Origin of the sequence: Streptomyces sp. NPDC088354 (assembly GCF_044753585.1) — a bacterium.
GTDB lineage: Bacteria > Actinomycetota > Actinomycetes > Streptomycetales > Streptomycetaceae > Actinacidiphila.
Genome location: NZ_JBIVNJ010000042.1, coordinates 50,967 through 62,034 on the forward strand (window position 1 = coordinate 50,967; position 11,068 = coordinate 62,034).

Below are 11,068 nucleotides of genomic sequence, written 5' to 3' on the forward strand. Positions count from 1 at the left end.
CGCCTCGGCGCGGTGATCATCACCATGGGCAACCGTCCGGAGGAGCTGCGCGACCTGCTGGACTCGGTCGCCAAGCAGACCGGCCCGGCGATAGAGGTCGCCGTGGTCGGCAACGGCTCGCCGCTGCCCGAGCTGCCGCCCGGCGTGCGGTCCGTGGAACTGCCCGAGAACCTGGGCATACCCGGCGGACGCAACGTCGGCATCGAGGTCTTCGGGCCGGGCGGCCGGGACGTCGACGTCCTGCTGTTCCTGGACGACGACGGGCTGCTGCCCAACGAGGACACCGCGGTCCTGGTCCGTGAGGCCTTCGCCGACGACCCCCACCTCGGCATCGTCAGCTTCCGGATCGCCGATCCGGAGTCCGGCGTCACCCAGCGCCGCCACGTCCCCCGGCTGCGGGCCTCCGACCCGATGCGCTCCTCGCGTGTCACGACCTTCCTGGGCGGCGCCAATGCCGTCCGGACCAAGGTCTTCCAGCAGGTCGGCGGGTTGCCGGACGAGTTCTTCTACGCCCATGAGGAGACCGACCTCGCCTGGCGGGCCCTCGACGCGGGCTGGCTGATCGACTACCGCTCGGACATGGTCCTCTACCACCCGCTGACCGCCCCGAGCCGCCACGCGGTCTACCACCGCATGGTGGCCCGCAACCGCGTGTGGCTCGCCCGGCGCAATCTGCCCTGGACGCTGATACCGGCGTACCTGGGCGTCTGGATGCTGCTGACCCTGCTGCGGCGGCCGTCGCGACCGGCGCTGCGCGCCTGGTTCGGCGGGTTCCGGGAGGGCTGGACGACCCCCTGCGGCCCGCGCCGGCCCATGCGGTGGTCCACCGTCTGGCGGCTCGCCCGACTGGGCCGGCCCCCGATCATCTGACAAGCTCGAAAGTCGACAGGACACGGCGCGTCCGGTGCCCCCGCCGGACGCGCACCCACGGGACGAAAGTGTCGACAGTGAGCGAGACAACGCACGACGGTACGGTCGCCACGGGTGCCGGATCGGCGTCGTCCGCGGACGACGGTCTGACCCCGGCTGACCTCGCGGCCAAGTACGGCCTCGCCGTCAGCGGCGCCCGGCCGGGACTGCCCGCCTACGTGCGGCAGTTGTGGGGCCGCAGGCACTTCATCTCGTCGTTCGCCAGGGCCCGGGTCTCCGCGCAGTACACCCAGGCCCGGCTGGGCCAGCTGTGGCAGGTGCTGACGCCCCTGCTCAACGCCGCCGTCTACTACTTCATCTTCGGCCTGCTGCTCGGCACCGACCGCGGCGTGGACAACTTCATCGCGTTCCTGGTCACCGGGGTCTTCGTCTTCACCTACACGCAGTCCTCGGTGATGGCCGGGGTCCGCTCGATCTCCGGCAACCTCGGCCTGATCCGGGCGCTGCACTTCCCCCGGGCCTCGCTGCCGCTGGCGCTCACGCTCGTGCAGTTGCAGCAACTGCTGATGTCGATGTTCGTGCTGCTGGCCATCGTGCTCATGACCGGTGAGGTGCCGCGCACGGCCTGGCTGCTCGTCGTGCCGGCGCTGCTGCTGCAGTCGCTGTTCAACGCGGGACTCGCGATGGTCATGGCACGGCTGGGCAGCAAGATGACCGACTTGGCGCAGCTCATGCCGTTCATCCTGCGCACATGGATGTACACCTCGGGCGTGATGTACAGCATCACGCACTTCACGGCCCACGCCCCGGCGCCGGTCCAGCTGGCCCTGCAGCTCAATCCGGCGGCCGTCTACATCGACCTCGTACGCTTCGCGCTGATCGACAGCTTCACCGCGGACCAGCTGCCCCCGCATGTCTGGGCCGTCGCACTGGGCTGGGCTCTGGCGATGGGTGTCGGCGGTTTTGTGTACTTCTGGAAGGCCGAGGAGCGGTACGGCCGCGGCTGACCTCGAAATTCACCACGTGTTGGCCCCGCTGTAGTGAGGCGTGCGGTCGAAACGGTCATTCGGGACCTGTGTGGCTCCTGATTTTTACGGGACTTTGCCAGCACCCTGGAAGGCAACCCTCCGAATGTGCGTTGGAGCTTGCGGATCGACATCGTTGTGCACCCCGGCGCACGCCGGGGTGGCCCTGCGCCGTAAGCTGTAGCGGTACTCAATCGCCGGATCTCAGGTGATACGTCCGGAGAGTCGGTTCGGGTGCGCGGTGGCCCGGAGCAGGAGATATGGCAGCGGCGTGTCCGAAATTGGGTGTTATGGGCTATCAGTGTAGAACGGGGGATGTGACGGCTATGGCTCTGTGGACCCCTGGGGAGAAAGCGCCCACCGCCCGAACACCGGGATGTCCACGGTGACCGGCCTGCGCCCCGCGGCCTCGGGCGACACGGCCCCGGACACCCATTCACAGGCCGTCCTCGCCAAGGCGACCAGGGAGAACTTCCCCGTCGCCCCCTTCTTCCTGCCCCGCTCCTGGCGGGGTGACCTCATGGCGGTCTACGGCTACGCCCGGCTCGTGGACGACATCGGCGACGGCGACCTGGCCGGCGGCGGCCGCGAGGACGCCCTGCGCCTGGGGCTGCCCGCCGACGCCGCCGACGACCGCGTGGCCATGCTCGACGCCTTCGAGGCCGATCTGCGCCGGGTCTTCGACGGCCCGCCGGACACCGTCCGGCACCCCCTGCTCCGCGCCCTGCGGCCGACCGTGCAGCGGCACGGCCTCACCCCGGAGCCCTTTCTCGGCCTCGTGGAGGCCAATCGGCAGGACCAGCTCGTCCGCCGCTACGCCACGTACGAGGACCTGCTCGCCTACTGCGAGCTGTCGGCCAACCCGGTCGGCCGCCTCGTGCTGGGCATCACCGGCACCTCCACCCCCGAGCGGATCCGCCGCTCGGACGCGGTCTGCACCGCACTGCAGATCGTCGAGCACCTCCAGGACGTGACCGAGGACCTCGGCCGCGACCGCATCTACCTGCCCGCCGAGGACATGAAGCACTTCGGCGTGACCGAAACCGATCTCACCGCCGCGACCGCGGGCGCATCGGTGCGCGCGCTGGTGGCCCATGAGGCGGAACGCGCCCGCGATCTTCTGAATGAAGGCACCCCCTTGGTGGGTAGCGTCCACGGCAGGCTCAAGCTGCTGCTCGCCGGATTCGTCGGGGGAGGCCGCGCCGCCCTCCGGGCGATCGCGGACGCCGGGTACGACGTGCTGCCTGGGCCGCCGAAGGCGGGCAAGTACAGCCTCCTGCGCGAGGTGGGGTCGACATTGCGAAGAGAGGGGTGAGCCGGACAGTGAACGGCTCCGATCGCATGTCCGGACCGGTGCTCGCGGCGTACGCCTACTGCGAGAGCGTCACCGGCCACGAAGCCCGCAACTTCGCCTACGGCATCCGGCTGCTGCCCACCCCCAAACGGCAGGCGATGTCGGCTCTGTACGCCTTCTCCCGCCGGGTCGACGACATCGGCGACGGTGATCTCGCGCCCGCCGACAAGCAGGCCAGGCTGGACCAGACGCGCGCGGCGCTGGCCCGGGTCCGCGCCGGCGAGGTCACCGAGGAGGACACCGACCCCGTGGCGGTGGCCCTCGCCGACTCCGCGCGGCGCTTCCCGATCCCGCTCGGCGGGCTGGACGAGCTCATCGACGGCGTCCAGATGGACCTGCGCGGCGACACCTACGAGACCTGGGAGGACCTGGCGGCCTACTGCCGCTGTGTCGCCGGCGCCATCGGCCGGCTCTCGCTCGGCGTCTTCGGGACGGCGACCTCCGCGGAGGAGCGCGAGCGCGCGGCCGAGTACGCCGACACCCTGGGGCTCGCCCTGCAACTCACCAACATCCTGCGGGACCTGCGCGAGGACGCGGGCAACGGGCGTACCTACCTGCCCGCCAACGACCTGGCGAAGTTCGGCTGTTCGGAGGGATTCCACTCCGACACCCCGCCGCAGGGCGCGGACTTCGCCGGCCTGATCGAGTTCGAGGTGCGCCGGGCCCGCGCCCTGTTCGCCGACGGCTACCGGCTGCTGCCCATGCTGGACCGCCGCAGCGGTGCCTGCGTCTCCGCGATGGCGGGCATCTACCGCCGGCTGCTGGAGCGCATCGCCGCCGACCCCGAGGCCGTGCTGCGCGGCCGGGTCTCGCTTCCCGCCCACGAGAAGGCGTACGTCGCGGCCCGCGGCCTGGCCGGACTCGACGCCCGCCGGGCGGCCAGGAGGCGCGTGTGACGCCCGCCCCAGCGGCCACGGGCGCGGCCGCCGCTCCCGGCGGCCCGTCCGGACCGGGCACGGAATCCGCTCCGCCGCGGACGAACCTGTTTTTCCGCCCCGGCGTGGCAACCGGCACCGTGTCCGGCGCGTCACTGTCGGCAACGGTACGGCGCGCCCCGCGGGGCGTGCCGAGGGGGAGGGCGGATGGCTGAGCACACGGCGGTCGTGGTCGGGGGCGGGCTCGCGGGCACGACCGCGGCCCTGGCCCTGGCCGACGCCGGGCTGCGCGTCACCCTGCTGGAGACGCGGCCCCGGCTGGGCGGCCTCGCCTTCTCGTTCCGGCGCGGCGACCTGACCGTCGACAACGGCCAGCACGTCTTCCTGCGCTGCTGCGACGCCTACCGCGGCTTCCTCGACAGGATCGACGCGACCGACCTCGTCACCGTGCAGGACCGGCTCGACGTGCCCGTGCTCGACGTCGGCGGCGCGCGACCGCGGCTCGGCCGGTTGCGCCGTGCCGCGCTCCCGGTTCCACTGCACCTGGCCGCGAGCCTGGCCACCTACCCGCACCTGTCGCTCGCCGAGCGCGCCTCCGTCGGCCGGGCCGCGCTGGCGCTGCGCGGACTGGACCTGGACGATCCCGCGCTGGACGCCGTGGACTTCGGCAGCTGGCTGAGCCGGCGCGGGCAGTCGCCCCGCACGATCGAGGCCCTGTGGGACCTGGTCGGCGTCGCGACGCTCAACGCCACCGCCGACCGGTCCTCGCTCGCGCTGGCCGCGAAGGTCTTCAAGACCGGCCTGCTCTCCGACCCCGGCGCCGCCGACATCGGCTGGGCCGCCCGTCCGCTCGGCGAGCTGCACGACGACCGGGCCCGCACGGCCCTGGACAAGGCCGGCGTGCGCACCCTGCTGCGCGCCCGCGTCACCTCGGTCACCCGCACGGACGCGGCCGAGCCGGTACGGTCCGGCGCGGCCGCCGACACCCGCGGGAGCGGCGAGGGCGGCGTGGTCTGGGAGGTCGAGGCCGAGACCGGCCCCGGCCGCGGCGAGCGCGTCACCGCCGACGTCGTGGTGCTGGCCGTCCCGCAGCAGGAGGCGCACGGACTGCTGCCCGCGGGCGCCCTGGAGGACCCGGGCGCCCTGCTGCGCATCGGCACCGCGCCGATCCTCAACGTCCACGTCGTCTACGACCGCGAGGTGCAGCGGCAGCCGTTCTTCGCGGCCCTGGGCAGCCCCGTGCAGTGGGTCTTCGACCGTACGGAGCCCTCCGGGCTCACCGGCGGCGGCCAGTACCTCGCCCTGTCCCAGTCCGCGGCCGAGGAGGAGATCGACCTCCCGGTGGCGGAGCTGCGCAAGCGGTACCTGCCCGAGCTGGAGCGCCTGCTCCCGGCCGCGCGTGACGCGGTCGTCCGCGACTTCTTCGTCACCAGGGAGCGGACGGCGACCTTCGCGCCCGCCCCCGGTGTCGGCGCCCTGCGCCCCGGGACCCGTACCCGGGCACCGGGTGTGTGGCTCGCCGGTGCGTGGACTGCCACCGGCTGGCCCGCGACCATGGAAAGCGCAGTCCGCAGCGGTTTGCAAGCCTCCCGAGCAGCTTTGACCGCACTCCGCCATCCCTTCGACCCACGCCCCTTCGAAATCGAGGGCCTGGAGCCGGCATGAGCCTCACCAGTGCAACCCGAGGAGACAATGTGACCGCTGGCCACGAGCAGATGAACGCGGGCGTCGACAGAGCGACCGTGACCGCGCTGCTGGAGCGCGGCCGCGAGCTGTCCACGCCGGTGCTGCGCGCCGCCGTGGACCGTCTCGCACCCCCCATGGACACCGTCGCCGCCTACCACTTCGGGTGGATCGACGCCGCGGGCAACCCCACCCACGGTGACAGCGGCAAGGCCGTCCGTCCCGCACTCGCCCTGCTCTCCGCCGAGGCCGCGGGCGCGGGCCCGGAGACCGGCATCCCCGGCGCGGTCGCGGTCGAGCTGGTGCACAACTTCTCGCTGCTGCACGACGACCTGATGGACGGCGACGAGCAGCGCAGGCACCGCGACACGGTCTGGAAGGTGCACGGCCCCGCCCAGGCCATCCTGGTCGGTGACGCGCTGTTCGCGCTCGCGAACGAGATCCTGCTGGAGCAGGGCACCGCGGAGGCCGGCCGGGCCACCCGGCGGATCACCACCGCCACCCGGAAGCTGATCGACGGTCAGGCACAGGACATCTCCTTCGAGCACCGTGAGCGGGTCACCGTCCAGGAGTGCCTGGAGATGGAGGGCAACAAGACCGGCGCCCTGCTGGCCTGCGCCTCGTCCATCGGCGCGGTGCTCGGCGGCGCCTCCGAGGCGGATGCCGACGCCCTGGAGGAGTACGGGTACCACCTGGGCCTGGCCTTCCAGGCCATCGACGACCTGCTGGGCATCTGGGGCGACCCGGCGGCGACCGGCAAGCAGACCTGGAGCGACCTGCGCCAGCGCAAGAAGTCGTTGCCCGTGGTGGCCGCGCTGGCCGCGGGGGGTCCGGCCTCGGAGCGCCTGGCCGAGCTGCTGGCAGCGGATGCGAAGGCCGCGGATTCGTTGGACCGTAATGATATTGAGTCCTTCGACGAGGAAGAGTTCGCGACGAGGGCGGCGTTGATCGAGGAGGCTGGGGGTCGGGAGTGGACATCCCAGGAGGCCCGACGTCAGTACGCCACCGCAATTTCCGCACTCGACAAAATGGACATGTCGGGTGAAGTTCGCCGTAAGCTCGTGGGCCTGGCGGATTTTGTGGTGGTTCGCGAGAAGTAAGGACGTAGGTGGAGCGCAGTACGTCGCCGGCCGGTAGCCAATAGCGGCCGACGGCAGCCCCAACACCGCAGACAGAACGACTGTGCAAAGGGGAAGCCATGACAGCGACGACCGACGGCGGTTCCGGGGGCATCGCGGCCTCCGGGGCACCCTCGGCCAGCACGAAGGCAGCGGGCAGACCGACGCGTCAGACGTCCGGTTCGTCACGGGACGGTACGACACGTCCGGTCGAGGAGGCGGCGGCACACGCGGCGCGCCGCGCCACCGACCACCTGCTGGCCCGTCAGCACCCTGACGGATGGTGGAAGGGCGACCTCGAGACCAATGTGACGATGGACGCCGAGGACCTGTTGCTCCGTCAATTCCTCGGTATCCAGGACGAACGGGTCGTCGCGGCCGCCGCCCGCTGGATCAGGTCCCAGCAGCGCGGCGACGGCGCCTGGCCGACGTTCCACGGCGGCCCCGGCGACGTCTCGGCCACCGTCGAGGCGTACGTCGCGCTCCGGCTCGCGGGAGACGCGCCTGACGCTCCGTGGATGGCTTCGGCCTCCGCCTTCGTGCGCGAGCAGGGCGGTGTCGCCCGGGCCCGGGTGTTCACCAGGATCTGGCTCGCCCTGTTCGGCTGGTGGCGCTGGGAGGACCTGCCCGAGCTGCCGCCGGAACTGATCTTCCTGCCCAAGTGGGCCCCGCTCAACATCTACTCGTTCGCCAGCTGGGCCCGGCAGACCATCGTGCCGCTCACCGTCGTCGCCGCCCACCGGCCGGTGCGGCCGGTCTCCTTCGGACTCGACGAACTGCACGTCGACCCGGCGCGGCCGAACCCGCCGGTCAAGCGCGCCTTCCTCGGCAGCTGGGACGGGGTGTTCCAGCGGATCGACCGGGCCCTGCACGCCTACCGCAAGGTCAGCGTCCGCCCGCTGCGCCAGGCCGCACTGCGCTCCGCGGCCCGCTGGATCATCGAGCGGCAGGAGAACGACGGCTGTTTCGGCGGCATCCAGCCTCCCGCCGTCTACTCGGTGATCGCGCTCCATCTGCTCGGCTACGACCTCGACCACCCCGTGCTCCGCGCCGGCCTGCGGGCGCTGGACGACTTCGCGGTCTGGCCGGACGACGACACGCGCATGATCGAGGCGTGCCAGTCGCCGGTCTGGGACACCTGTCTGGCCGCCATCGCCCTGGCCGACGCGGGGGTCCCGGCCGACCACCCGGCACTGGTCAAGGCGGCCGAGTGGATGCTCGGCGAGCAGATCAGCAAGCGCGGCGACTGGGCCGTGCAGCGGCCCGACCTGCCCTCCGGGGGCTGGGCGTTCGAGTTCGAGAACGACACCTACCCCGACATCGACGACACGGCCGAGGTCGTCCTCGCCCTGCTGCGCGTCGACCACCCCGAGCCGGGCAGGGTGCGGTCCGCCGTCGAGCGCGGCGTGCGCTGGAACCTGGGGATGCAGTCCAAGAACGGTGCCTGGGGCGCGTTCGACGCCGACAACACCAGCCGCTTCCCCAACCGGCTGCCCTTCTGCGACTTCGGCGAGGTCATCGACCCGCCCTCGGCCGACGTGACCGCGCACGTGGTCGAGATGCTGGCCGCCCTCGGTCTGGAGCACGACCCCCACACCCGGCGCGGCATCGACTGGCTGCTGGCCGAACAGGAGCCCAACGGGGCCTGGTTCGGCCGCTGGGGCGTCAACTACATCTACGGCACGGGGTCGGTGGTCCCCGCCCTCGTCGCGGCCGGGCTGCCGGGCAGTCACCCCGCCGTCCGGCGGGCCGTGTCCTGGCTGGAGTCCGTGCAGAACGAGGACGGCGGCTGGGGTGAGGACCTGCGGTCCTACTCCTCCGCCGACTGGGTCGGCCGCGGCGAGTCCACCCCCTCCCAGACCGCCTGGGCGCTGATGGCCCTGCTGGCGGCCGGGGAGCGGGAGAGCGAGGCGGTCACGCGCGGCGTGCGCCGGCTCGTCGACACGCAGAAGGAGGACGGCTCCTGGGACGAGCCGTACTTCACGGGCACCGGCTTCCCGCGGGACTTCTCCATCAACTACCACCTCTACCGCATGGTGTTCCCGCTCACCGCCCTCGGGCGCTATGTGCACGGGGAGCCCTTCGGCGGAGTTCGGAAGGGGGACTGATGGGGCCGTCCGGCCCACCTCTGCTCATCGTCTGCGCGCTGCGGATGGAGCGGTTCGCACTGCGCGGCGGAGGCCGTGCGCGCGCCGCGGCGGGGGTCTCCTCGCGCCGTGCCAAGGGGGAGGGACCTCCGGTCGTCTTCGTGCGCACGGGCATGGGACCGCAGGCGGCCGAGCGCGCCGTCACCGAGGCGCTGCGCGACCCCGCGCTGGACGGGGCCCCCGTCCTCACCACCGGCTTCTGTGCCGGACTGGCCACCGGAATGCGGCCCGGCGACGTGGTCGTCGCCGACGGCCCGCAGGACGGTGCAACACTGGCCGCCGCGCTCAAGGCGGCCGGGCACACCGTGCACATCGGCCGGCTCGCGGAGTCCGACCATGTGGTACGGGGACCGGAGCGGTTGGCGCTCCGGTCCACCGGCGCCATCGCCGTCGACATGGAGTCGGCGGCGATGATGCGGGCCGCGCTCGCCCGGGGTCCACGCCCGGTCGCGGCGGCCCGTGTGGTCGTCGACACGCCCGAGTTCGAGCTCGTGCGCCTCGGCACCCTCCGCACCGGGATCACCGCGTTCCGTGTACTGAGGGATCTTCTTCCCGCGTTCCTTGATTGGCACCGCTCTACCGCGCTCCCCTGGAGGTGAGCTAGATGGCCATGCCTCTTCGTCAGTCCATCCGGGTCGGCACCTATCTCTTCGAACAGAAAATGCTCCGCAGGCGCGAGAAGTTCCCTCTCATCGTCGAACTGGAGCCGCTCTTCGCCTGCAACCTGAAATGCGAGGGCTGCGGGAAGATCCAGCACCCCGCCGGCGTGCTCAAGCAGCGCATGCCCGTCGCCCAGGCGGTCGGCGCCGTACTGGAATCCGGTGCGCCGATGGTCTCCATCGCCGGTGGAGAACCGTTGATGCACCCGCAGATCGACGAGATCGTGCGGCAGTTGGTGGCGAAGAAGAAGTACGTCTTCCTCTGCACCAACGCCATGCTGCTGCGCAAGAAGATGGAGAAGTTCACACCGTCGCGGTATTTCGCGTTCGCCGTGCACATCGACGGCCTGCGCGAGCGGCACGACGAATCGGTGGCCAAGGAGGGCGTCTTCGACGAGGCCGTCGAGGCGATCAAGGAGGCCAAGCGGCGCGGCTTCCGGGTCACCACGAACTCGACCTTCTTCAACACCGACACCCCGCAGACCATCATCGAGGTGCTCAACTTCCTCAATGACGAGCTCGAGGTCGACGAGATGATGATCTCGCCGGCGTACGCCTACGAGAAGGCTCCCGACCAGGAGCACTTCCTCGGCGTCGAGCAGACCCGCGAGCTGTTCCGGAAGGCCTTCTCCGGCGGCAACCGGGCGCGGTGGCGGCTCAACCACAGTCCGCTCTTCCTGGACTTCCTGGAGGGGAAGGTCGACTTCCCCTGCACCGCGTGGGCCATTCCCAACTACTCGCTCTTCGGCTGGCAGCGCCCCTGCTACCTGATGAGCGACGGGTACGTGACCACGTACAAGGAGCTCATCGAGGACACCGACTGGAGCAAGTACGGCCGCGGCAAGGACCCGCGCTGCGCCAACTGCATGGCGCACTGCGGCTACGAGCCGACGGCCGTGCTCGCCACGATGACCTCCCTCAAGGAGTCCATCAGGGCGGGCCGCGAGACCGTCGCCGGAAACCGCGGGAAGTGACGTCGCGATGACAGCAGTCGAGCGTGTGTCGCTCGGCCTGCCCTCCGTACCGGCCCGACCGCTCGCGGAGCGCCGCCGTTCGCGGCGCATCCAGGTCGGGCCGGTGGCGGTGGGCGGCGACGCCCCGGTCTCCGTCCAGTCGATGACGACGACACCGACCGCCGACGTCAACGCCACCCTGCAGCAGATCGCCGAACTGACGGCGGCCGGTTGCCAGATCGTGCGGGTCGCCTGCCCCTCGCAGGACGACGCGGACGCACTGCCGCAGATCGCGAGGAAGTCGCAGATCCCGGTGATCGCGGACATCCACTTCCAGCCGAAGTACGTGTTCGCGGCGATCGACGCGGGGTGTGCGGCGGTGCG

General features: G+C 71.5%; 10 protein-coding genes. All 10 read left to right on the forward strand.

Annotated features, from left to right (window positions below):
• Window positions 1–24: 24 nt before the first annotated feature.
• Window positions 25–870 carry a glycosyltransferase gene (locus ACIP98_RS35955; RefSeq protein WP_319658341.1) on the forward strand — a complete coding sequence of 282 codons (846 nt, stop codon included), beginning with the start codon at window positions 25–27 and terminating at the stop codon, window positions 868–870.
• Between the two features lie 77 nt (window positions 871–947).
• A complete protein-coding gene (locus tag ACIP98_RS35960) occupies window positions 948–1,877 on the forward strand; it encodes an ABC transporter permease (RefSeq protein ID WP_401980303.1) in 930 nt (309 codons plus the stop codon).
• A 394-nt stretch (window positions 1,878–2,271) separates the two neighbouring features.
• The gene (gene hpnC, locus ACIP98_RS35965) at window positions 2,272–3,210 is read left to right on the forward strand and encodes a squalene synthase HpnC (RefSeq protein ID WP_319657920.1); all 939 of its coding nucleotides are present in this window, start codon (window positions 2,272–2,274) and stop codon (window positions 3,208–3,210) included.
• 26 nt (window positions 3,211–3,236) lie between these two features.
• Entirely contained in the window at window positions 3,237–4,145 is a 909-nt protein-coding gene (hpnD, locus tag ACIP98_RS35970) for a presqualene diphosphate synthase HpnD (protein WP_319658342.1), read from the forward strand.
• Between the two features lie 186 nt (window positions 4,146–4,331).
• Window positions 4,332–5,789 (forward strand): hydroxysqualene dehydroxylase HpnE, encoded by a 1,458-nt coding sequence (hpnE, locus tag ACIP98_RS35975; protein ID WP_401980306.1) that lies wholly within the window; start codon window positions 4,332–4,334, stop codon window positions 5,787–5,789.
• Complete coding sequence (locus tag ACIP98_RS35980) at window positions 5,786–6,907, forward strand: polyprenyl synthetase family protein (protein WP_319657922.1); 1,122 nt, start codon at window positions 5,786–5,788, stop codon at window positions 6,905–6,907. The genes hpnE and ACIP98_RS35980 overlap by 4 nt, the downstream gene beginning before the upstream one ends.
• 98 nt (window positions 6,908–7,005) lie before the next feature.
• Window positions 7,006–9,033, forward strand: coding sequence for a squalene--hopene cyclase (shc, locus tag ACIP98_RS35985; RefSeq protein ID WP_401980307.1), 2,028 nt, complete (start codon window positions 7,006–7,008; stop codon window positions 9,031–9,033).
• Complete coding sequence (locus ACIP98_RS35990) at window positions 9,033–9,671, forward strand: 1-hydroxy-2-methyl-2-butenyl 4-diphosphate reductase (RefSeq protein ID WP_401980309.1); 639 nt, start codon at window positions 9,033–9,035, stop codon at window positions 9,669–9,671. Before shc ends, ACIP98_RS35990 begins: the two co-directional genes overlap by 1 nt.
• Before the next feature lie 5 nt (window positions 9,672–9,676).
• On the forward strand, window positions 9,677–10,705 hold the full coding sequence (gene hpnH / locus ACIP98_RS35995) for an adenosyl-hopene transferase HpnH (protein WP_319657925.1): 1,029 nt from the start codon (window positions 9,677–9,679) through the stop codon (window positions 10,703–10,705).
• A gap of 7 nt (window positions 10,706–10,712) precedes the next feature.
• A partial coding sequence (locus ACIP98_RS36000; protein ID WP_401980312.1) for a flavodoxin-dependent (E)-4-hydroxy-3-methylbut-2-enyl-diphosphate synthase occupies window positions 10,713–11,068 on the forward strand: 356 nt, incomplete at its 3' end.